General features: G+C 61.5%; 27 protein-coding genes. 1 reads left to right on the forward strand and 26 read right to left on the reverse strand.

The genetic code is table 11. The annotated features are described in order from the left end of the window. Positions 1–122 precede the first annotated feature (122 nt). The 20 genes from rplO to rpsJ form a co-directional block, all read right to left on the reverse strand. On the reverse strand, positions 123–605 hold the full coding sequence (rplO, locus tag N5P29_RS14830; protein ID WP_262275612.1) for a 50S ribosomal protein L15: 483 nt from the start codon (positions 603–605) through the stop codon (positions 123–125). After that, positions 605–811, reverse strand: coding sequence for a 50S ribosomal protein L30 (gene rpmD, locus N5P29_RS14835; protein ID WP_144659425.1), 207 nt, complete (start codon positions 809–811; stop codon positions 605–607). The genes rplO and rpmD overlap by 1 nt, the downstream gene beginning before the upstream one ends. 2 nt (positions 812–813) lie before the next feature. Further along, a complete protein-coding gene (gene rpsE / locus N5P29_RS14840; RefSeq protein ID WP_186313505.1) occupies positions 814–1,485 on the reverse strand; it encodes a 30S ribosomal protein S5 in 672 nt (223 codons plus the stop codon). 29 nt (positions 1,486–1,514) lie between these two features. Further along, on the reverse strand, positions 1,515–1,898 hold the full coding sequence (gene rplR, locus N5P29_RS14845; protein ID WP_262275613.1) for a 50S ribosomal protein L18: 384 nt from the start codon (positions 1,896–1,898) through the stop codon (positions 1,515–1,517). A gap of 3 nt (positions 1,899–1,901) precedes the next feature. Further along, on the reverse strand, positions 1,902–2,438 hold the full coding sequence (rplF, locus tag N5P29_RS14850) for a 50S ribosomal protein L6 (protein ID WP_144659422.1): 537 nt from the start codon (positions 2,436–2,438) through the stop codon (positions 1,902–1,904). Between the two features lie 18 nt (positions 2,439–2,456). Then, entirely contained in the window at positions 2,457–2,855 is a 399-nt protein-coding gene (gene rpsH / locus N5P29_RS14855; RefSeq protein ID WP_003803767.1) for a 30S ribosomal protein S8, read from the reverse strand. A 78-nt stretch (positions 2,856–2,933) separates the two neighbouring features. Then, positions 2,934–3,512 (reverse strand): 50S ribosomal protein L5, encoded by a 579-nt coding sequence (gene rplE / locus N5P29_RS14860; RefSeq protein ID WP_144659421.1) that lies wholly within the window; start codon positions 3,510–3,512, stop codon positions 2,934–2,936. Continuing rightward, positions 3,512–3,871 (reverse strand): 50S ribosomal protein L24, encoded by a 360-nt coding sequence (rplX, locus tag N5P29_RS14865; protein WP_144659420.1) that lies wholly within the window; start codon positions 3,869–3,871, stop codon positions 3,512–3,514. Before rplX ends, rplE begins: the two co-directional genes overlap by 1 nt. 3 nt (positions 3,872–3,874) lie before the next feature. Next, positions 3,875–4,243 (reverse strand): 50S ribosomal protein L14, encoded by a 369-nt coding sequence (gene rplN / locus N5P29_RS14870; RefSeq protein ID WP_003803789.1) that lies wholly within the window; start codon positions 4,241–4,243, stop codon positions 3,875–3,877. Between the two features lie 353 nt (positions 4,244–4,596). Then, a complete protein-coding gene (gene rpsQ / locus N5P29_RS14875; RefSeq protein WP_144659419.1) occupies positions 4,597–4,893 on the reverse strand; it encodes a 30S ribosomal protein S17 in 297 nt (98 codons plus the stop codon). Further along, entirely contained in the window at positions 4,890–5,210 is a 321-nt protein-coding gene (gene rpmC, locus N5P29_RS21020) for a 50S ribosomal protein L29 (protein WP_014922387.1), read from the reverse strand. Before rpmC ends, rpsQ begins: the two co-directional genes overlap by 4 nt. 2 nt (positions 5,211–5,212) lie before the next feature. Next, complete coding sequence (gene rplP / locus N5P29_RS14885; protein ID WP_003803795.1) at positions 5,213–5,629, reverse strand: 50S ribosomal protein L16; 417 nt, start codon at positions 5,627–5,629, stop codon at positions 5,213–5,215. Further along, complete coding sequence (gene rpsC / locus N5P29_RS14890; RefSeq protein ID WP_262275614.1) at positions 5,630–6,451, reverse strand: 30S ribosomal protein S3; 822 nt, start codon at positions 6,449–6,451, stop codon at positions 5,630–5,632. Then, entirely contained in the window at positions 6,452–6,817 is a 366-nt protein-coding gene (rplV, locus tag N5P29_RS14895) for a 50S ribosomal protein L22 (protein WP_018776683.1), read from the reverse strand. A gap of 39 nt (positions 6,818–6,856) precedes the next feature. Next, positions 6,857–7,138 (reverse strand): 30S ribosomal protein S19, encoded by a 282-nt coding sequence (rpsS, locus tag N5P29_RS14900; protein ID WP_011775591.1) that lies wholly within the window; start codon positions 7,136–7,138, stop codon positions 6,857–6,859. A gap of 12 nt (positions 7,139–7,150) precedes the next feature. After that, complete coding sequence (gene rplB / locus N5P29_RS14905) at positions 7,151–7,990, reverse strand: 50S ribosomal protein L2 (RefSeq protein ID WP_021472409.1); 840 nt, start codon at positions 7,988–7,990, stop codon at positions 7,151–7,153. A 29-nt stretch (positions 7,991–8,019) separates the two neighbouring features. After that, positions 8,020–8,325, reverse strand: coding sequence for a 50S ribosomal protein L23 (gene rplW, locus N5P29_RS14910; protein WP_011775593.1), 306 nt, complete (start codon positions 8,323–8,325; stop codon positions 8,020–8,022). After that, the gene (gene rplD, locus N5P29_RS14915) at positions 8,322–8,939 is read right to left on the reverse strand and encodes a 50S ribosomal protein L4 (RefSeq protein ID WP_018776684.1); all 618 of its coding nucleotides are present in this window, start codon (positions 8,937–8,939) and stop codon (positions 8,322–8,324) included. Before rplD ends, rplW begins: the two co-directional genes overlap by 4 nt. Before the next feature lie 4 nt (positions 8,940–8,943). Next, complete coding sequence (rplC, locus tag N5P29_RS14920) at positions 8,944–9,594, reverse strand: 50S ribosomal protein L3 (RefSeq protein WP_144659417.1); 651 nt, start codon at positions 9,592–9,594, stop codon at positions 8,944–8,946. Between the two features lie 17 nt (positions 9,595–9,611). Continuing rightward, positions 9,612–9,920: a 30S ribosomal protein S10 gene (gene rpsJ / locus N5P29_RS14925; protein ID WP_003803825.1), complete on the reverse strand. Its 309-nt coding sequence runs from the start codon at positions 9,918–9,920 to the stop codon at positions 9,612–9,614. Between the two features lie 383 nt (positions 9,921–10,303). Here rpsJ and N5P29_RS14930 point away from each other — a divergent pair, with 383 nt between their 5' ends. Next, entirely contained in the window at positions 10,304–11,737 is a 1,434-nt protein-coding gene (locus N5P29_RS14930; RefSeq protein WP_262275615.1) for a GH1 family beta-glucosidase, read from the forward strand. Between the two features lie 57 nt (positions 11,738–11,794). On the opposite strand, the gene N5P29_RS14935 is transcribed toward N5P29_RS14930, so the two are convergent. From N5P29_RS14935 to rpsL, 6 genes are all read right to left on the reverse strand, one after another. Further along, positions 11,795–11,920, reverse strand: a complete 126-nt coding sequence (locus tag N5P29_RS14935; protein ID WP_262275616.1) for a hypothetical protein — start codon at positions 11,918–11,920, stop codon at positions 11,795–11,797. A gap of 28 nt (positions 11,921–11,948) precedes the next feature. Then, on the reverse strand, positions 11,949–15,719 hold the full coding sequence (locus N5P29_RS14940) for a hypothetical protein (RefSeq protein WP_262275617.1): 3,771 nt from the start codon (positions 15,717–15,719) through the stop codon (positions 11,949–11,951). Positions 15,720–16,240: 521 nt separating this feature from the next. Beyond that, entirely contained in the window at positions 16,241–17,431 is a 1,191-nt protein-coding gene (gene tuf / locus N5P29_RS14945) for an elongation factor Tu (protein WP_144659414.1), read from the reverse strand. A 231-nt stretch (positions 17,432–17,662) separates the two neighbouring features. Next, the gene (gene fusA / locus N5P29_RS14950) at positions 17,663–19,777 is read right to left on the reverse strand and encodes an elongation factor G (RefSeq protein ID WP_144659413.1); all 2,115 of its coding nucleotides are present in this window, start codon (positions 19,775–19,777) and stop codon (positions 17,663–17,665) included. A 69-nt stretch (positions 19,778–19,846) separates the two neighbouring features. Beyond that, positions 19,847–20,317, reverse strand: a complete 471-nt coding sequence (rpsG, locus tag N5P29_RS14955; protein WP_003803829.1) for a 30S ribosomal protein S7 — start codon at positions 20,315–20,317, stop codon at positions 19,847–19,849. A 1-nt stretch (position 20,318) separates the two neighbouring features. After that, entirely contained in the window at positions 20,319–20,693 is a 375-nt protein-coding gene (rpsL, locus tag N5P29_RS14960; protein WP_009358312.1) for a 30S ribosomal protein S12, read from the reverse strand. Positions 20,694–20,920 lie beyond the last annotated feature (227 nt).

A 20,920-nucleotide genomic window follows, 5' to 3' on the forward strand; every position in this document is an offset into this window, starting at 1 on the left:
ACTGCTTGTGACGCCGTCGTAATAATCGGGAGTCCACAACCACGAAAAAAATCCCGGTATCCGGGGCCGAAGCCCCGCATACCGGGATTCTTTATGACAGTGGGCTGATGCCCCACAAACCCTTAGAGGGTGGTGGTGGATCCGCCTGCTGCAGCGATCTTTTCCGAAGCGCTGGAAGAGAAGGCGTGGGCGGTGACGTCGACCTTTACGGTGATGTCGCCGGTGCCGAGCACCTTCACGGGCTGGTTCTTGCGAACGGCGCCCTTTTCAACCAGGGATTCAACGGTGACGGTGCCACCTTCCGGGAAGAGCTCGTTGAGCTTCTCCAGGTTAACAACCTGGAACTCAACCCGGAACGGGTTCTTGAAGCCGCGCAGCTTCGGCAGGCGCATGTGCAGCGGCAGCTGGCCGCCGGCAAAGCCAGCCTTTACCTGGTAGCGGGCCTTCGTACCCTTGGTACCGCGACCAGCGGTCTTACCCTTGGAGCCTTCACCACGACCAACACGGGTCTTGGCGGTCTTGGCACCCGGGGCGGGACGCAGGTGGTGGACCTTCAGAGCGTTCTGCTTCTCAGCAGCCTCTGCGGCGGTCTGGTTCTCTGCCATTACTTCGCCTCCTCTACATTCACGAGGTGCGGAACCGTGTTCAGGTAACCGACGGTTACAGCGTCAGCGGTACGGACAACGGTGTGTCCGATGCGCTTGAGGCCGAGGGACCGAAGGGTAGCGATCTGGTTCTGCTTGGCGCCGATGACGCCCTTGATCTGGGTGATCTCCAACTTGGCGTCGGAGGGAGTCAGGTTCTTAGCCATGACTAAACACCTGCCTTCTGGTTCTGGAGCGCGCGCACCAGAGCAGCAGGAGCAACCTCGTCCAGCGGCAGGCCACGGCGGGCAGCCACGGAAGCGGGCTCTTCGAGCTGCTTCAGAGCGTCAACGGTCGCGTGAACGATGTTGATCGCGTTGGAAGAACCGAGCGACTTGGAGAGGATGTCGTGGATACCCACGCACTCCAATACCGCGCGGACCGGACCACCGGCGATAACACCGGTACCGGCGGAAGCCGGACGCAGCAGGACAACGCCTGCAGCAGCCTCACCCTGCACACGGTGCGGGATGGTGTTGCCAACGCGGGGAACGCGGAAGAAGGACTTCTTGGCCTCTTCTACGCCCTTTGCGATAGCAGCGGGAACTTCCTTGGCCTTGCCGTAGCCAACGCCGACCAGACCGTTGCCGTCACCGACGACGACCAGAGCGGTGAAGCTGAAGCGACGACCACCCTTGACCACCTTGGCAACGCGGTTGATGGTGACAACGCGCTCTACGAACTGGCTCTTCTCGGCTTCACGACCGCCGTCGCGGCCACCACGGCCACCACGGTCGCCGCGGCCCTGGCCACGGTCGCCACGCTCGCCACGACGTCCGCCGCGGCGGTCATCGGTAGCGGGTGCGGTCTCAGTTGCTTCAGCAGCTACAGCTTCAGTCACCTGAATGTCCTTTTCGTTATTTTCAACGGTCACAGTGCCAGCCCACCTTCGCGAGCACCGTCAGCGACGGCGGCGATGCGGCCGTGGTACTTGTTACCGCCACGGTCGAAGACAACAGCCTCAATGCCTGCAGCCTTTGCGCGCTCTGCAACGAGCTCGCCAACGCGCTTGGCCTTGGCAGTCTTGTCTCCGTCAAGCGCGCGAAGGTCAGCTTCCAAAGTGGAAGCGTAAGCCACGGTTACACCCTTGCTGTCATCGACAACCTGGACGAAGATGTGGCGTGCCGAACGGTTGACGACCAGACGAGGACGTACAGCCGTGCCGCTGATGCGCTTGCGGATACGAAGCTGGCGACGGTTGCGTGCAGCCGACTTGCTCTTGTTCGTACGCTTCTTGTTAATTGCGATGGCCATGGTTTACTTACCAGCCTTTCCGACCTTGCGGCGGATGACTTCGCCGGCGTAACGGACACCCTTGCCCTTGTAGGGGTCGGGCTTGCGCAGCTTGCGAATGTTGGCAGCAACCTCGCCGACCTGCTGCTTGTTAATACCCGCAACAGAGAGCTTGGTCGGACCCTCTACTACGAAGGTGATGCCTTCGGGTGCAGAGACGTTGACCGGGTGGCTGAAGCCCAGAGCGAACTCCAGGTCAGAACCCTTGGCCTGAACGCGGTAACCGGTACCAACGATTTCAAGCTTCTTCTCGTAGCCCTCGGTAACGCCCTGGATCATGTTGGCGATCAGGGTGCGGGTCAGGCCGTGCAGCGAACGCGAGTTGCGCTCGTCGTTCGGGCGGGTGACCGTGAGAGTGTTCTCTTCCAGGGAGACCTCGATCGGGCTGGCAACAGTGTGGCTCAGCTCGCCCTTGGAACCCTTGACGCTGATGACGGAGCCATCGAGCTTGACCTCAACTCCGGCAGGAACGGTGATGGGGAGACGTCCAATACGTGACATTATTCTCTTCCTTTCCCGTTACCAGACGTACGCGAGGACTTCGCCGCCCACGCCCTTCTTACCGGCCTGCTTGTCAGTCAGGAGGCCGGAAGAGGTGGACAGGATTGCGATACCCAGGCCACCCAGCACGTGAGGCAGGTTGGTGGACTTCGCGTAAACGCGGAGACCCGGCTTGGAGATGCGGCGGACGCCAGCGATGGAACGCTCGCGGTTCGGACCGAACTTCAGGTCGATGGTCAGCTTCTTGCCAACCTCTGCGTCCTCTTCCTTCCAGCCGGCAATGAAGCCTTCAGCCTTGAGGATGTCGGCAACGCGTGCCTTCAGTTTGCTGTACGGCATGGACACGGAGTCGTGGTATGCCGAGTTTGCATTGCGCAGACGCGTGAGCATGTCTGCGACAGGATCTGTCATAGTCATTTGGGCTATAGCCCTTCCTCGTACCGGTTTCCGCTGCGCGTGTTCTTACGAACCTGCGCGGACGGACCTGTCACGTAGTTAGTTTTCGGTCTTGAACGGGAAACCAAGCGCCTTGAGCAGCGCGCGGCCTTCGTCGTCGGTCTTGGCGGTAGTTACAACCGTGATGTCCATACCGCGAACGCGGTCGATGGAGTCCTGGTCGATTTCGTGGAACATAACCTGCTCGGTCAGACCGAAGGTGTAGTTTCCGTTACCGTCGAACTGCTTGCCGTTGAGGCCGCGGAAGTCACGGATACGCGGCAGAGCCAGCGAAACCAGACGATCCACGAATTCCCACATGCGGTCGCCACGCAGAGTTGCGTGTGCACCGATCGGCATGCCTTCACGCAGCTTGAACTGTGCGATCGACTTGCGGGCCTTGGTTACCTGCGGCTTCTGGCCGGTGATCAGGGTGAGGTCGCGGACAGCGCCGTCGATCAGCTTGGAGTCCTTAGCGGCATCTCCAACACCCATGTTCACAACAACCTTCACCAGGCGGGGAACCTGGTTCACGTTCGCGTAGTTGAATTCGTCCTGCAGCGACTTCTTGATGGTCTCTGCGTACTTCGTCTTCAGACGCGGAACGATCTTCACTGGAGTCTCGAGAGTCTCAGTCATTAGATGTCCTTCCCGGTGGCCTTGGACACGCGGATGCGAACGGTCTTGGTACGGCCGTCCTTCTCAACGGTGTCGAGACGGAAACCAACGCGGGTCGGCTTCTTGGTCGACGGGTCTACCAGAGCAACGTTGGAGACGTGGATCGGGGCTTCAACAACCTCGATGCCGCCGGTCTTGGTGCCGCGCTGCGACTGTCCAACCTTGGTGTGCTTGGTGACGCGGTTGATTCCCTCTACCAGCACGCGGTTGGTGTCAGGGAATACGCGCAGGACCTTGCCCTGCTTGCCGCGGTCGCCGCCGCGTTCCTGCTTGGCGCCGGTGATGACCTGAACGAGGTCACCCTTCTTGATCTTAGCCATGGACTAGAGCACCTCCGGGGCCAGCGAAACGATCTTCATGAACTTCTTGTCGCGAAGTTCACGACCAACCGGGCCGAAGATACGGGTACCGCGGGGGTCCCCGTCGTTCTTCAGGATCACAGCTGCGTTCTCGTCAAACTTGATGTAGGAACCATCCGCACGGCGGCGTTCCTTCTTGGTACGAACGATGACGGCCTTGACGACGTCACCCTTCTTTACGTTTCCGCCAGGGATAGCGTCCTTGACGGTGGCGACGATGACGTCACCGATGCCTGCGTAGCGACGGCCGGATCCACCGAGAACGCGAATGGTAAGGATTTCCTTAGCACCCGTGTTGTCGGCGACCTTCAGTCGCGACTCCTGCTGAATCAATTTCTACTCCTTGCGTCGCGCCGGTTCTCAGACCGAAATCATGCATACGGAATGAGCCTTGCGGAACGGTTGATCGGGGTGTCTCTTGACCTGCCTGGATTTTGCCAGAACAGGCCTAAACGCCCGTGCCACGAGCATCAGCTTCCCTTGCAGAAAACTCTGCGCGGGGCAGTATGCAGCGGCACGATTGTTTACGAGGTGGTTGACGACGCACTAATGGCGCCATACAAACTCAATATCCTAGCACGTTTCCAGCCTTCGACCGAAACGGGCAGGAAAGCGGAAAGGTCCGCATTCCGTAGGGAATGCGGACCTTTCCAGTGAATCCATGCCGGGCGGGCCCGGCGGCGGATTTACTTGGCCTTTTCGAGGATCTCCACCAGGCGGAACCGCTTGGTAGCGGACAGCGGGCGGGTCTCGGCGATCAGAACGAGGTCGCCGATGCCGGCGGTGTTCTGCTCGTCGTGAGCCTTGATCTTCGAGGTGCGGCGAATAACCTTGCCGTACAGAGCGTGCTTCACGCGGTCTTCAACCTCGACAACGATGGTCTTTTCCATCTTGTCGGAGACAACGTAGCCGCGACGCGTCTTACGGTAACCGCGCTGTTCAGCGCTGGCTGCTGCTTCCGTCACGTTTTCCTTCTCGCTCACTTGGCGTCCTCTCCAGCTTCAACCTCGGCCTTTTCAGCCTTGGCAGCCTTCTTGGACTTCTTTTCTTCCTTGGCTTCCACAACCGGTGCGGCAACCTCGGCACGAATGCCCAGCTCGCGCTCACGGAGAACGGTGTAGATGCGTGCGATGTCCTTCTTTACCGCGCGCAGGCGACCGTGGTTCTCCAGCTGTCCGGTGGCGGACTGGAAACGCAGGTTGAACAGCTCTTCCTTGGACTTGCGGAGTTCTTCAACGAGACGCTCGTTGTCGAAACCGTCCAGCTGTGCGGGTGCGAGATCCTTCGACCCTACTGCCATTTCTATTCACCACCTTCGCGACGCACAATGCGTGCCTTCAACGGCAGCTTGTGGATTGCCAGGCGCAGGGCCTCGCGAGCTACCTCTTCATTGACACCGGAGAGTTCGAAGAGAACCCGGCCCGGCTTGACGTTTGCGACCCACCATTCCGGAGAACCCTTACCGGAACCCATACGGGTTTCAGCAGGCTTCTTCGTCAGCGGACGGTCCGGGTAGATGTTGATCCAGACCTTACCGCCACGCTTGATGTGGCGGGTCATCGCGATACGAGCGGACTCGATCTGACGGTTGGTAACGTATGCCGGGCTCAGGGCCTGGATACCGTACTCACCGAAGCTGACCTTGGTGCCGCCCGTAGCAGCGCCGGAACGACCCGGGTGGTGCTGCTTACGGTGCTTGACTCGACGTGGGATAAGCATTTAAGCCTGTCCTCCTTCTGCTGCAGGAGCAGCAGCTTCAGCGGCCGGTGCTTCAACGGCAGCAGGTGCTGCCTCAGCTGCCGGACGGTCGTTACGACGACGGCGGTCGCCACCCGGGCGGCCCGGACGGTCTCCTGCACGGCCACGGGACGGAGCAGCAGCTGCCTGCTGGGCCAGTTCCTTGGCGGTTACGTCACCCTTGTAGATCCAAACCTTCACACCGATGCGGCCGAAGGTGGTCTTGGCTTCGTAGAAGCCGTAGTCGATGTTCGCACGGAGGGTGTGCAGGGGCACACGGCCTTCGCGGTAGAACTCCGAGCGGGACATTTCTGCGCCACCCAGACGGCCCGAGCAAGCAACACGGATGCCCTTGGCACCAACGCGCTGTGCCGACTGCATTGCCTTCTTCATCGCACGGCGGAAAGCCACGCGGGAAGTCAGCTGCTCAGCGATGCCCTGGGCAACAAGCTGTGCTTCCATCTCGGGGTTCTTGACCTCGAGGATGTTCAGCTGGACCTGCTTGCCGGTGAGCTTTTCGAGCTCGCCGCGGATGCGGTCTGCTTCGGCGCCGCGGCGGCCGATAACGATACCCGGGCGTGCCGTGTGGATATCCACGCGGACACGGTCACGGGTGCGCTCGATCTCGACCTTGGCGATACCGGCGCGCTCCATGCCGGTGGACATGAGCTGACGGATCTTGATGTCCTCGCGGACGAAGTCCTTGTAGCGCTGTCCGGGCTTGGTGCTGTCAGCGAACCAGTGCGAAACGTGGTCGGTGGTGATGCCGAGTCGGAACCCGTGCGGGTTTACTTTCTGTCCCACTTAGCGAGCCTCCTCTTTCTCCGGGGTTGCCACGACCAAAGTGATGTGGCTGGTCCGCTTCCTGATGCGGTAGGCGCGGCCCTGGGCACGCGGCTGGAACCGCTTCATGGTCGGGCCTTCGTCAACGAATGCTTCGCTGATGAACAGGTCGCTGTCGTCGAATGCAACGCCGTCACGGTCCGCGAGGACGCGTGCGTTGGCCATTGCCGACTGAAGTACCTTGAATACCGGCTCCGAAGCTGCCTGCGGGGCAAACTTCAGAATTGCCAGAGCCTCATTCGCTTGCTTACCACGAACAAGGTTGACGACGCGCCGGGCCTTCATAGGCGTTACGCGGATGTGACGCGCAATAGCCTTGGCTTCCATTGCTTTCCTTCTCTCGTCTAAGACGTAAAGTCAGGCGCCTTAGCGGCGCTTGCCCTTACGGTCGTCCTTAACATGGCCGCGGAATGTCCGCGTGGGAGCGAATTCGCCGAGCTTGTGCCCGACCATCGACTCAGTGACAAACACCGGGATGTGCTTGCGTCCGTCGTGTACGGCGATCGTGTGCCCGAGCATGTCGGGGATGATCATCGAACGACGGGACCAGGTCTTGATGACGTTCTTGGTGCCCTTATCGTTTTCCCGTGCGACCTTCACAAAGAGGTGCTGGTCAACGAAAGGACCTTTTTTCAGGCTGCGTGGCATGTGTCCAGGCTCCTATCGCTTGTTCTTGCCAGTACGGCGGCGACGAACAATAAGCTTGTCGCTCTCTTTGTTCGGACGGCGGGTACGGCCCTCGGGCTTGCCGTTCGGGTTAACCGGGTGACGTCCACCGGAAGTCTTACCTTCACCACCACCGTGCGGGTGGTCAACCGGGTTCATAGCTACACCACGGACGGTCGGGCGAACGCCCTTCCAGCGCATACGGCCGGCCTTGCCCCAGTTGATGTTCGACTGCTCGGCGTTGCCGACCTCGCCGACGGTTGCGCGGCAGCGCACGTCAACGTTGCGGATTTCACCGGAGGGCAGACGCAGCTGGGCGAAACGGCCTTCCTTTGCGACGAGCTGTACCGAAGCACCTGCGGAACGGGCCATCTTGGCGCCGCCACCCGGACGCAGTTCAACTGCGTGGATTACGGTACCAACCGGGATGTTGCGCAGCGGCAGGTTGTTGCCCGGCTTGATGTCAGCGTCGGGACCAGCCTCGACGAAGTCACCCTGGGACAGCTTGTTGGGGGCGATGATGTAACGCTTGGTGCCATCAACGTAGTGCAGGAGAGCGATACGTGCCGTACGGTTCGGATCGTACTCAATTTCGGCTACGCGGGCGTTGATGCCGTCTTTGTCGTGACGACGGAAGTCGATCAGACGGTACTGGCGCTTGTGCCCACCACCCTTGTGACGGGTGGTGATCTTACCGGTGTTGTTACGGCCGCCGGTCTTGTGCAGCGGACGCAGCAACGACTTTTCCGGAGTCGATCGCGTGATTTCAGCAAAGTCGGCTACGCTCGAGCCGCGGCGGCCCGGGGTAGTCGGCTTGTATTTACGGATTCCCATAATTTATTTCCTCGTTAAAGTGGTCTCCGCTACGCGAGCGGACCGCCGAAGATGTCGATTGTGCCTTCTTTGAGGGTGACAATCGCACGCTTGGTGCTCTTGCGCTGTCCCCAGCCGAATTTGGTGCGCTTGCGCTTACCGGCACGGTTGATGGTGTTGATCGAGTCAACTTTGACCGAGAAGATCTTCTCAACGGCCAGCTTGATCTCGGTCTTGTTCGAGCGAGGGTCCACCAGGAAGGTGTACTTGCCTTCGTCGATCAGACCGTAGCTCTTTTCCGATACGACGGGTGCAAGCACGACGTCGCGCGGATCCTTGATGGTGGTTACGCTCACTTGGAGGCCTCCTCGTTCTTTGCCTTGTCAGCGACGAACGCCTCGAAAGCAGCCTTGGTGAAGACCACGTCGTCGGAGATGAGCACGTCGTAGGTGTTCAGCTGGTCTGCGTACAGAACGTGAACATCCTGGAGGTTGCGCACGGACAGTGCAGCAACATCGTTGGCGCGCTCGATAACGACGAGCAGGTTCTTGCGCTCGGTGACGGAGCGCAGCGAAGCCAGTGCGTCCTTGGCGGACGGCTTGGTGCCGGCGACCAGTTCAGCGATGACGTGGATGCGGCCGTTGCGGGCGCGGTCAGACAGGGCACCGCGCAGAGCAGCAGCCTTCATCTTCTTGGGGGTGCGCTGGCTGTAGTCACGAGGTGTCGGACCGTGGACAACGCCACCGCCGGTCATGTGAGGAGCACGGATGGAACCCTGACGGGCGCGGCCGGTGCCCTTCTGCTTGAACGGCTTGCGACCTGCACCGGAAACCTCAGCGCGGGTCTTCGTCTTGTGGGTACCCTGGCGTGCAGCAGCGAGCTGTGCGACGACGACCTGGTGCAGCAGCGGCACGTTGGTCTGGACGTCGAAGATCTCTGCAGGCAGGTCAACCTTGACAGTGCTAGTCATTGAACTAGGCTCCCTTCACGGCGGAACGTACGAGTACGACCTGGCCGCGGGCGCCGGGGACGGCACCCTTGATAAGGAGCAGCGACTTCTCAACGTCAACAGCGTGAACCGTGAGGTTCAGCGTGGTGTGACGCTCGGCGCCCATGCGGCCGGCCATTTTCAGGCCCTTGAAGACGCGGCTCGGGGTGGATGCGCCACCGATGGAGCCAGGCTTACGGTGGTTCTTGTGGGCACCGTGGGAAGCGCCAACACCGGAGAAGCCGTGACGCTTCATAACACCGGCGAAGCCCTTACCCTTGGAGGTGCCGACGACGTCGATCTTCTGGCCGGCTTCGAAGATCTCAACAGAGAGCTCCTGGCCCAGCTCGTAGGATGCGGCGTCTGCGGTACGCAGTTCGACGACGTGGCGGCGAGGGGTGACGCCAGCCTTTTCAAAGTGACCAGCCAGCGGCTTGGTGACCTTGCGGGGGTCGATCTGGCCGTAGCCGATCTGGACGGCGACGTAGCCATCGACGTCTGCGTTGCGCAGCTGCGTGATGACGTTGGAGTCAGCCTGGACGACAGTTACCGGGATGAGCTTGTTGTTCTCGTCCCAGACCTGGGTCATGCCGAGCTTCGTGCCCAGCAGGCCCTTTACGTTACGGGTTGCGGTCATAGTCTCTCAGCACCTCCCTAGAGCTTGATTTCGATGTTCACGTCTGCAGGCAGGTCGAGACGCATAAGCGAGTCAACGGCCTTCGGCGTGGGGTCGATGATGTCGATCAGACGCTTGTGAGTACGCATTTCGAAGTGCTCACGGCTGTCCTTGTACTTGTGAGGAGAGCGAATAACGCAGTAAACGTTCTTCTCCGTGGGCAGCGGCACCGGGCCGACTACCGTTGCGCCTGCGCGCGTGACCGTCTCAACGATCTTCCGCGCTGAAACATCAATGACCTCGTGGTCATATGACTTCAGCCGGATGCGGATTTTTTGTCCCGCCATGTCGCCTGACTCTCTTTCAGCTAGTGCTGCTCTAGTTAGGGCTGCTCTGTTTACTTACCTGTTGATGTGGCCGCCGAGGCGTTTGAGGTATTACCACCACACGCCGCACAAGCTGAATCCGGATATTCCGGGTTCCTCAACCTGCCGGCGCACCGACCCCCGCGGTCGGGCGTGTCGCGATTTCCACGCAGACTCGACCGCATTCCATGGGGTTCAGGGTTATGTTTGGGCTTCAACCTGGACCCTGACACCCGGCATTATCCGGATCGGGACACGAAGAAGCGCTTGAACAACTCAACCAGTATGGCGGAAATCCGGAGCAAAGGCCAATCGGGCCCTGAATGGCCATTGCCCGACCCCCGCCAACTGGGGATGATGGTGGCATGTCCGTCCAGGATTCAGGCTCAGTGGAAGATCTCGCTGCGCGCCTGCGGCCTGGTTTCACGCTGGGAGTCGCAGCTGCCGCCTTCCAGATCGAAGGTTCCCTCACGGCCGACGGACGCGGCCCCTCGGGTTGGGATGCGTTCGCGGAAAAGCCGGGAGCAATAGTCGACGGCGGCTCCCCCGCCGTCGCGTGCGACCACTACAACCGTTCGGATGAGGACATCGCCCTCATGCAGGAGCTCGGCGTCGACTCGTACCGTCTGTCGCTTTCCTGGCCAAGGATCCAGCCGGACGGCCAGGGTGCCGTCAACCAGCGCGGACTGGACTTCTACGACCGCCTGCTGGACAAGCTCCTGGCGGCAGGCATCTCCCCCATGGTCACCCTTTACCACTGGGATACCCCGCTCCCCCTGGAGCATGCGGGCGGATGGATGAACCGGGACACGTCCCAGCGGCTCGCCGAATATGCCGCCATCGCGGCCCGCCACTTTGGGGACCGCGTCTACCATTGGGTCACAGTGAACGAACCCGTCTCAGTGACCCTGCAAGGTTACGCCCTGGGGGCACACGCCCCTGGCCGCCAGCTCCTTTTCGACTGCCTTCCCGCAGCACATCACCAGCTCTTGGGCCATGGGTTGGCTGTCAAAGCACTCCGGGCAGAAGGGGTCAAGGGACAGATAGGGCTGTCCAACATGCACTCCCCGGTCCGGCCGGCGAGCAACCGCCTTTCGGACCGCCTGATGGCCGAGGCACTGGACTTGATCCTGAACCGCATATACGCCGATGCTGTCCTGCTGGGCCAATACCCCAAGCCGTCGCTTCCCCTCTGGCCCTGGTTCCGCTCGTTAGGCCCGGTGCTCGACGGCGACCTTGAGACGATCAGCCAGCCCTTGGATTTCTATGGGCTGAACTACTACTACCCCATCAAGGTAGCTTCCGGACGCGGGCCTGCCGAGATTCCCACAGGGCAGGCGGAAGAGATGGGCAATGTTCCGTTCCACCTGGCCGCCTACCAGGAGTACGAAACCACCGGTTTTGGCTGGCCCGAGGCCCCTGAGCAGTTGGCTACGGTACTCCAGGAAATGAAACAGCGGTATGGCTCTGCCTTGCCCCCTGTGTACATCACGGAGGGCGGCGCCAGCTTTCCGGAGCCGGCCCACGTGGACGGGGCCATCCAGGACACCAACCGCATCACATATCTGGCCGAGCACCTTGGACACGCCGTGACGGCGACCGGCCCGGGCGGCGAGGCCGAAGGTGTGGATCTGCGCGGGTACTACGTGTGGACACTGCTGGACAACTTCGAGTGGGCAGCGGGCTACTCGCAGCGGTTCGGCCTGGTCCATGTGGACTTCGAGACCTTGGAACGGACCCCGAAGGAATCGTTCCACTGGTTCCGGGCTTTGGCACACGCCCGCCGGCAGATGATCTAGCCCAAGGCAGTTAAATCGCGGCTACAGTTGCGCGCGGCGGATTGCCGAACCGGGAAGCTACTGGTTCTTGTTGGCCCGGCGGATGCGCTTGGCCCTGTCGATCTCCTGCCGGAAATTCTTGCGTCCCCACAGCACGGCACCACCAATGGCAGCTACGACTGCCAGGAAAATCAGGAATTCCATATCGCGCTCCTCTCCTTGAACTGCAAGCCTAGCGGATGCCGCCATAGCCTTGGGAGGAGGCTGGGTTGTCGGCGACCCCGCTTTCGGGCTGCCCTTCGGAACCTGCGGGTGGCTTGCGGTTCAATCGCCATACAGCGAGGACGATAAGCCCCACTGCCACGAGCGCCAGCATGGCGAAGGCATACGTGCGAAGCGCCCACAGGATGCTCAGCACCACGCCAATAGCGCCCCAAACGACCGGGATTCGGTCGGCCACCACAAGTCCCGCAGCCAGCAGCACCACGTGGGCCACCAGAACGTACAGCTGCTGGGCGGGGGTGCCACCGAAGATGGTTGCCACCGACGTCAAGGACAGAATCCCTGCCCCCGCGCACAGTCGCCACAAGCCATCCCGGCGCTGGCCTTTGATATAGCGCAGGCCTGCCATAAAAGCAGCTGCTGCCACATACCACTGCACTGTCCAGAACCAGTCCGGCCTGGCCCCGTCGACAAACAGGACCGCCCGTTGCAGTGCGGCTACGGATGCCAATGCCGCCACTTCGCCGGCAAGCCATTTGCCCTGCGGGACCTCGGCCACCACAAGCGCGCCCAGCGCGAGCACCAGCCCGAAGGCCACCAGGGACGTTTCGTCGTGCCGCATTCCCACCACGGCCGACGACGCGAGAGCCACGGCGGCCGTGGCAGCCAAGGCCCGCTGGCGCCAGAGCTCGCTTCTGATGGCCGGACCTCCCAACACCTTGACGGCGTACAGGAGCACGGCGGAACCCACGGCACCCACCAGCCAGGCGGCAAAGTCAGTCCAGACTCCGGCCGGCAGGCCCTCCAGCAAACCCCCGACGGCGGGTACCGCACCAACCAGCACGGAAGGTGCAGCCGCTGCGTAGAGAGACGGCAGCCGTTCCAGATGCGAGGCTGCAAACAGGACAACCGCCAGCACAAGGACAGACAAACCGCTGAGTCCAGCAGAAACAGTGAGTGCCAACAATCCGCCTGTGAACACCATGGCCAGGGAGGACACCAGCCAGAACCAACGCCAGGCGGTACCAACCCCCGCAGCGCGGCCAGGTCGCCGGGCAGTCAGGGCCCGGGTAACAACGGGCACCAGTGCCAGTCCCAGCAAAACTACGGGCACCTGTGACCTGTCCAGCAGTGGTTGATAGAGCCACGTGGCATTCTGGAAGCGAAGTGCCGGACCCGCTGCGATCACTACGGCAATGACAGCGACCACGCTCAGGTATGCCGCTACAAGCCCCTGGAGGCCGGGCACTGATCGGCCTACCCGCGTACCCACCAAACGCCACGCCAAGGCAGCGGACGCCGGGACCAGCAGCAACCCGAACATGACCACCCAACGGCCACCGCCGTCGTAATCCCCGGCAGCCAAGTAGCCCAACGGAAGGAGGAGCTGGGCACCCAACGTTGCCACGACTGTGCCACCCTGGAACGCGACGTCCGCCCTGGAAGAGCGCAAGAGCAACGTGACACCGTGCTGAACCAAAAGGACCAAAGCCAGTGCAATGGTTACGGCCACTGCAGATTCCGTGGCATCGGAAACCACGAGTGCCACGAAAGCCGTGAACAGTACGCGGGCACCGATCAGGTATCCACCACGAAGCGCCCGGTCCAGGGCGGTGCCCGCCATGAAAGTGCTGTAGGCGGCAAAGAGTCCCAACAGGATCTCGACGTCGCGGACGTCACCGGCCCGGACGAGCAGAAGAAGCGCACACGTTGCTGGGGCGAAGAGCCACGCGCCAAGGTGGCGGCGCAGGGTCACGCCGCACAGTATGGCGGCAAGGGCAGTGGCCAACGCCGCGACACCGGGCTGCCAGCCCTCGTGCAGGAAACGGTGCACCACTCGCCCGTCCACAGTGAGGACAATCGTGGCCACAGCCATCACTCCAAGCACCACGGCAGCGTCGATCATCGGCGCCGTCGGGGACCGGCGCCGGCTGGCTCCGCTCAAGGGAAGGGCCAGTTGCAGGGCGGCCGCAACCGCGACCACCAAAGGGACTGATGGGATCTCGCCTGCAAGAACGACATGCCAGCCGTGGTCCGTGGCATCGGCATAGGCAGATGCCGCCAGGAGCGTGCCGCCGGCCCGCACCAACCACCAATACACGTGCCGGTGGAATGGGCGGCTGATCCGCAGGGCAGTTGTGCATAAGTAGGCCACGGCAACCAGGAGAACCGCGTTTCCCACGGTCAACGAAACGGTGGCAACGGCAAGAATTCCTGTCAGCAAAGCCGTTGCCGGGGCGAGTACTTCCTCCACCGTGGGTACCCATGAAGCGGACCCGGTCCGGGCATTTCGGGAACCATGGAACAACAAGAACCCGGACACCACCCCGGCACCCAGGACCCACAGCAGCGCCACGGCGACGAAGACGCGACCTGGACTGTGGTCGAACGCCGACAGCGCCAGCAGCCCCACCATTGCAGCTGTACCGAACCCCACAATGGAAGACTGCGGTGCCAGAACTTTGGTTCCGCTGGCTGCAAGGACCCCATTCACCAACTGCTGCAACGCCGACGCGGCCACGAACGCCGCCAGCGAGAAAGTAAGTCTGTCCGGACTGCTTTCGAACACGGCGGCCACCGCGGCCGGCGCAGCGGCCGTCAGGGCAATCCGCCCCGCAAAGACGAGCTGCCGGCGGTAGTCGGTCGTTGCAATCGTCAACAGGAACCAGAATATCGCGGCGGAGATCAGGAGAATCGTGATAGGCCAGGCACCCAGCCACGGACTGAACGCCAAGGCCGCTACAAGGACACCCGCGGGGGAAAACTCAACACCATGACGCAGCTTCCAGCCCAGACACATAGCCGTCAGCATGGTCACCGCCAACGGAACGTGGACAGGCAAATCGAAGGCGCCAAACCCCAGCACTACCGTCAGGATGCTGGAGACAACCAACTGCAGGGCCAGGCAGGACAAAGAATCGTTCCACCAGAGACGCGGAGCAAACCTTGAACCTGCGAAGGCCACCCCAAGGGCTTGGACACCCAGGGAAAGGACGGCGGCAAAAAGTACCGTACTGACATCGGCCGTGAGATCCCAGACCAACCCCGCCAGCGCCAGGGTCAAGGCAAGCCGAGCAGCGTAGGCGTGCTGGATCCTGAACCGCGCCCTTGGGATGGCGCCCATCACGGCGAAGTAGAGGCCACACATCAGCATGACCAGTGCGTACTGGCCCTTGGCCAGGAGGTGCGGAGTCACCGTCACCGCCAACGCAACCAACGGCACAACGTACGGGTGGAGCGTCATCAACGGTCGAACGTACAAAGGCGGTATCCAGCGAGGTCGCAGCAGTGCTGCCAGCGTGAGGAGTACGGCAACACCGATCATGGCCGTGAAGTACCAAACGAGTGCTCCGCCGAGAATGGAGACGCCGGACCACGCGGTCGAAACCACGAAGCTGAGCGACAAATAGGCCAAGACCTTGTTGTCCAACCTCACCGCCGTATAGGCATAGAGGGCGGTTCCCAGCAACGATGTGACCAACCACGCGCTGGGGCCACTGTGGAGCACAAAGTTGTACATGGCCAGGCCGGTGACCGGAATGAGTGCAAGTCCGGTTCCAACGAAGGCCGTAGCCGCGGGTCGCAAGCGCGGGACCTTGGCATGGATGACCAGTCCGGACACATAGAACAGCGCCGTGATGAACCAGATTCCTGCAAAGCGCAAGAACTGCGGAAGGCTGGTTCCCACGAACAGTGCACCCGCGGCAACCAACAGGAGGCTCGCGACGTACAGTGTGATGTTGATGTTCTGCTGGTCCCGCTTGGCCTTCCGCGCGGCCACCTCCGCTGGTGACTCCCGCGTGACGGGTGGACCCTGGACGGGAACACCGACTGCGGTGGGCCGAGGCGGCGCTGGCGTGAGCGGGGCTGCCGGAAGTGGGGCTGGCCAGACAGGAGCTGGCCGGACAGGCCCTGGCCGTGTCGGCTCGGGTTGAGGTGGTGCCGTCATTGGACCACTCCCCTGCCGTTTGGCCTCAGCGTCCCGCCATCCAGCGATATGCCCTGCCAGGAAACCCGCGTGGTAGGACTGAGGATCCGTGATACCGGATGGGGCGCCGGCCCGGAGCGCCGTCTTGTGCCCCTGCCTCCGGCCCACTGCGTTACTGACCACTGCAGTTATCGCAAGCAGCATCACAATCAGCAGGGCGTTCACGGCAGCTCCTCGGTGTCACTGGCTAAGAGTCAGCTTTTATCCATTCGATAGATAAATGATAGCAAAGAAGAACCCCACCGCAGAAGCGATGGGGTTCTTCCGAGCAATCTACCGGCTATGCCGGGAAATCACCGATCTACAAGCAATGACTACTTGATGATCTTGGTGACACGTCCCGAACCAACGGTGCGGCCGCCTTCGCGGATAGCGAAGCCGAGGCCCTCTTCCATAGCGATCGGCTGGATGAGCGCAACGGTCATCTCAGTGTTGTCGCCAGGCATAACCATTTCCGTGCCTTCCGGCAGGGTGATAACGCCGGTTACGTCCGTGGTACGGAAGTAGAACTGCGGGCGGTAGTTGGAGTAGAACGGGTTGTGACGTCCGCCTTCGTCCTTGGACAGGATGTAGACGTTGGCCTCGAAGTCGGTGTGCGGGGTGATGGAACCCGGCTTGACGACAACCTGGCCACGCTCGACATCGTCGCGCTTCAGACCACGGAGCAGGAGGCCACAGTTCTCGCCGGCCCATGCTTCGTCGAGCTGCTTGTGGAACATCTCGATACCGGTAACCGTGGTCTTCTGGACCGGGCGGATGCCGACGATCTCGACCTCGGAGTTGATGGCGAGGGTTCCACGCTCGGCGCGGCCCGTAACAACGGTGCCACGACCGGTGATCGTGAAGACGTCTTCGATCGGCATCAGGAACGGCTTGTCGCGGTCACGTACGGGGTCCGGAACGGACTCGTCGACAGCTGCCATCAGGTCCTGGACGGACTTGACCCAAACCGGGTCGCCTTCCAGAGCCTTGAGGCCGGAAACGCGAACAACCGGAGCCTCATCGCCATCGAAGCCCTGCGAGCTCAGGAGCTCACGAACTTCCATTTCGACGAGGTCGAGGAGTTCTTCGTCATCAACCATGTCGGACTTGTTCAGTGCGACCAGCAGGTAGGGAACACCAACCTGGCGGGCGAGCAGAACGTGCTCACGGGTCTGAGCCATCGGACCATCGGTTGCGGCAACCACGAGGATTGCGCCGTCCATCTGGGCAGCACCGGTGATCATGTTCTTGATGTAGTCAGCGTGACCCGGGGCGTCTACGTGTGCGTAGTGGCGCTTTTCGGTCTGGTACTCCACGTGGGAGATGTTGATGGTAATACCACGCTGGCGCTCTTCCGGAGCGGAGTCGATCGACGCGAAGTCGCGCTGCTCGTTGAGATCCGGGTACTGGTCGTACAGCACCTTGGAAATGGCGGCAGTCAGCGTCGTCTTACCGTGGTCAACGTGACCAATGGTGCCGATGTTGACGTGCGGCTTAGTCCGCTCGAACTTTGCCTTTGCCACAGGTTCCTCCTAGAACGATTTCAAGTGAAGTGCTCCTCGGCCGCGCTTTTCGCGGCAGAAACTTTAGCAAGTCTACTTGGGGGCTTGGTTTTGATGAAATTGCAGATTCAGGAACCAATAATAGTTCCTCGAGTCTGTTTGCGCAGGGGCCGGGCTGCGGCTCTCGCCACAGCCCCGCCTCATGCGCTTAGATGCCTTCCCGATACCGGAATTGCATCCGTTACCGGGAGATTACTCGCCGCGGGTTTTCTGGATGATCTCGTCGGCTACTGCCTTCGGGACCTCCGCGTAGCTGTTGAACGTCATGGAGTACACAGCGCGACCCTGGGTCTTGGACCGAAGGTCACCGATGTAACCGAACATGCCGGACAGCGGAACGTGTGCACGGATAACCTTCACACCTGCTGCGTCTTCCATGGACTGCATCTGGCCACGGCGGGCGTTCAGGTCACCAATAACATCACCCATGTATTCCTCAGGTGTGCGGACCTCAACATCCATCAGCGGTTCAAGCAGAACAGGGTTCGCCTTGCGTGCAGCTTCCTTGAAAGCCATACGTCCGGCGATCTTGAACGCCATTTCCGAGGAGTCAACATCGTGGGACGCGCCGTCGATCAGCGTGGCCTTGATGCCGACAACCGGGTAACCGGCCAGGACGCCGTCGTTCAGTGCATCCTGGATACCGGCGTCCACAGACGGGATGTATTCGCGCGGAACGCGGCCACCAGTGACCTTGTTCTCGAACTCGTACAGTTCGCCCGAAGCGGTGTCCATCGGTTCGATCGCAATCTGGATCTTTGCGAACTGACCAGAACCACCGGTCTGCTTCTTGTGCGTGTAGTCATGACGCTCGACTGCGCGCTTGATGGTTTCGCGGTAAGCAACCTGCGGCTTGCCGACGTTTGCCTCGACCTTGAATTCGCGGCGCATGCGGTCCACCAGGATGTCCAGGTGGAGCTCGCCCATGCCGGCGATGATGGTCTGGCCCGTGTCTTCGTTGAGGGAGACCTGGAAGGTCGGGTCCTCAGCGGAGAGCTTCTGGATGGCCGTGGAGAGCTTCTCCTGGTCACCCTTGGTGTTGGGCTCGATGGCAACCGAGATCACGGGCTCCGGGAAGCTCATGGACTCCAGGACGATCTGGTTGTTGGCATCGCACAGGGTGTCACCCGTGGTGGTGTCCTTCAGACCGATGGCTGCGTAGATGTGGCCGGCGGTAGCGCCCTCAACAGGCATTTCCTTGTTGGCGTGCATCTGGAACAGCTTGCCGATACGTTCCTTCTTGCCCTTGGTGGAGTTGACCACCTGGGCGCCGGCCTCAACGTGACCGGAGTACACGCGGACGAAGGTCAGCTGACCGAAGAACGGGTGCGCAGCAATCTTGAAGGCGAGGGCCGAGAACGGCTCGTCGGCAGAAGGCTTACGGGTGAGTTCCTTTTCTTCGTCGCGGGGATCGTGACCGATCATGGGCGGGACGTCGAGCGGGTTCGGCAGGAAGTCGACAACAGCGTCAAGCATCGGCTGGACACCGCGGTTCTTGAAGGCAGAGCCACAGAACACGGGGTACAGCTCGGAGTTGATGGTCATCTTGCGGATGCCGGCCTTGAGTTCCTCAAGGGTGAGTTCTTCACCTTCGAGGTACTTCTCCATGAGTTCTTCGGAAGCCTCGGCCACAGTCTCAACGAGCTGTGCACGGTACTCCTCGGCCTTGGCCTGGAGGTCCGCCGGGATTTCCTGCACTTCGTAGGAAGCGCCCATGGTGACGTCGCCCTTTGCGTCGCCAGGCCAAACCAGCGCGCGCATTTCGAGGAGGTCAACCACACCGATGAAGTCGTTCTCGGCACCGATCGGCAGCTGCATGACCAGCGGCTTGGCACCGAGGCGGGAAATGATGGTGTCTACGGTGAAGTAGAAGTCGGCACCCAGCTTGTCCATCTTGTTGACGAAGCAGATACGCGGAACGTTGTACTTGTCAGCCTGGCGCCAAACAGTCTCGGACTGCGGCTCCACGCCTTCCTTGCCGTCGAACACTGCGACTGCGCCGTCGAGGACGCGCAGGGAGCGCTCAACCTCGACCGTGAAGTCCACGTGGCCCGGGGTGTCGATGATGTTGATCTGGTTCTGGTTCCAGAAGCAAGTCACGGCGGCAGACGTGATGGTGATGCCGCGTTCCTTTTCCTGTTCCATCCAGTCAGTCGTCGAGGCGCCGTCGTGCGTCTCGCCGATCTTGTGGTTCACACCCGTGTAGAACAGGATGCGCTCGGTAGTGGTGGTCTTGCCGGCATCGATGTGGGCCATGATGCCGATATTGCGGACCTTGTTAAGGTCGGTAAGCACGTCCTGTGCCACGGGGTCTCCCTTTCGGATGGACTACACGTCCGCCGCCGGCTCGGTGGAGCCGGCGGCGTTCGGGAAGTTTTACCAGCGGTAGTGTGCGAAGGCCTTGTTCGACTCGGCCATCTTGTGGGTGTCTTCGCGACGCTTGACAGCGGCACCGAGACCGTTCGAGGCATCCAGGATTTCGTTCTGGAGGCGCTCGGTCATGGTCTTCTCCCGGCGGGCCTTGGAGTAGCCCACGAGCCAACGCAGAGCGAGGGCGGTGGAGCGGCCCGGCTTGACCTCAACCGGAACCTGGTAGGTGGCGCCACCAACGCGGCGTGAACGCACCTCGAGGGAAGGCTTGACGTTGTCCATGGCCTTCTTGAGAGCGGCAACGGGGTCGCCGCCGGACTTGGCACGTGCACCTTCGAGGGCACCGTAAACGATGCGCTCTGCGGTGGACTTCTTGCCGTCAACCAGAACCTTGTTGATCAGCTGCGTGACCAACGGGGAGCCGTAAACGGGATCGGAAACTAGCGGCCGCTTCGGGGCCGGACCCTTGCGAGGCATATTACTTCTTCTCCATCTTTGCGCCGTAACGGCTGCGGGCCTGCTTGCGGTTCTTGACACCCTGGGTGTCGAGTGCGCCACGGACAATCTTGTAGCGGACACCCGGGAGGTCCTTCACACGACCACCACGAACGAGCACGATGGAGTGCTCCTGGAGGTTGTGGCCAACACCGGGGATGTAAGCGGTAACTTCCACGCCACCGTTGAGGCGCACACGTGCCACCTTACGAAGAGCCGAGTTCGGCTTCTTGGGGGTGGTGGTGTAAACGCGGGTGCAAACACCGCGACGCATCGGGCTGCCCTTCAGCGCGGGAGCCTTGGTCTTGGAGACCTTCGGCGTGCGGCCCTTGCGGACCAGCTGGTTAATCGTAGGCACTTTCGTGTTCTCCGTTGTTTGATCTCTGCCCCCACACACGGGCGCCAGCCTGTGTGAACGTGGGAACTTTGGCGTTGTTCGTGCAGCCGGCCGAAAACTCCGGTAGGCGTGCAAAAGTGCGGCATTCGTTGCGCATGTTGCCCGCAACCCGGAAACAGGCTCCACCCAGCACCATGAGAACAAAACCAAAATGATGCTGCGGCGGCCTTCATCCACTGCCACACAGA

Origin of the sequence: Paenarthrobacter sp. JL.01a (assembly GCF_025452095.1) — a bacterium.
Classification (GTDB): Bacteria; Actinomycetota; Actinomycetes; order Actinomycetales; family Micrococcaceae; genus Arthrobacter.

What these genes read in the sequence shown, in the direction of transcription:
- rpsJ (WP_003803825.1), bottom strand. Translation starts at nt 9,920, where the DNA reads ATGGCGGGACAAAAAATCCGCATCCGGCTGAAGTCATATGACCACGAG.
- rplV (WP_018776683.1), bottom strand. Translation starts at nt 6,817, where the DNA reads ATGGAAGCCAAGGCTATTGCGCGTCACATCCGCGTAACGCCTATGAAG.
- rpmC (WP_014922387.1), bottom strand. Translation starts at nt 5,210, where the DNA reads ATGGCAGTAGGGTCGAAGGATCTCGCACCCGCACAGCTGGACGGTTTC.
- rplF (WP_144659422.1), bottom strand. Translation starts at nt 2,438, where the DNA reads ATGTCACGTATTGGACGTCTCCCCATCACCGTTCCTGCCGGAGTTGAG.
- rplP (WP_003803795.1), bottom strand. Translation starts at nt 5,629, where the DNA reads ATGCTTATCCCACGTCGAGTCAAGCACCGTAAGCAGCACCACCCGGGT.
- rplE (WP_144659421.1), bottom strand. Translation starts at nt 3,512, where the DNA reads ATGACTGAGACTCTCGAGACTCCAGTGAAGATCGTTCCGCGTCTGAAG.
- rpmD (WP_144659425.1), bottom strand. Translation starts at nt 811, where the DNA reads ATGGCTAAGAACCTGACTCCCTCCGACGCCAAGTTGGAGATCACCCAG.
- N5P29_RS14935 (WP_262275616.1), bottom strand. Translation starts at nt 11,920, where the DNA reads ATGGAATTCCTGATTTTCCTGGCAGTCGTAGCTGCCATTGGTGGTGCC.
- rplD (WP_018776684.1), bottom strand. Translation starts at nt 8,939, where the DNA reads ATGACTAGCACTGTCAAGGTTGACCTGCCTGCAGAGATCTTCGACGTC.
- rpsH (WP_003803767.1), bottom strand. Translation starts at nt 2,855, where the DNA reads ATGACTATGACAGATCCTGTCGCAGACATGCTCACGCGTCTGCGCAAT.
- rpsS (WP_011775591.1), bottom strand. Translation starts at nt 7,138, where the DNA reads ATGCCACGCAGCCTGAAAAAAGGTCCTTTCGTTGACCAGCACCTCTTT.
- rpsG (WP_003803829.1), bottom strand. Translation starts at nt 20,317, where the DNA reads ATGCCTCGCAAGGGTCCGGCCCCGAAGCGGCCGCTAGTTTCCGATCCC.
- rplO (WP_262275612.1), bottom strand. Translation starts at nt 605, where the DNA reads ATGGCAGAGAACCAGACCGCCGCAGAGGCTGCTGAGAAGCAGAACGCT.
- rplC (WP_144659417.1), bottom strand. Translation starts at nt 9,594, where the DNA reads ATGACCGCAACCCGTAACGTAAAGGGCCTGCTGGGCACGAAGCTCGGC.
- N5P29_RS14930 (WP_262275615.1), top strand. Translation starts at nt 10,304, where the DNA reads ATGTCCGTCCAGGATTCAGGCTCAGTGGAAGATCTCGCTGCGCGCCTG.
- rplR (WP_262275613.1), bottom strand. Translation starts at nt 1,898, where the DNA reads ATGGCCATCGCAATTAACAAGAAGCGTACGAACAAGAGCAAGTCGGCT.
- rplB (WP_021472409.1), bottom strand. Translation starts at nt 7,990, where the DNA reads ATGGGAATCCGTAAATACAAGCCGACTACCCCGGGCCGCCGCGGCTCG.
- rplX (WP_144659420.1), bottom strand. Translation starts at nt 3,871, where the DNA reads ATGGCTAAGATCAAGAAGGGTGACCTCGTTCAGGTCATCACCGGCGCC.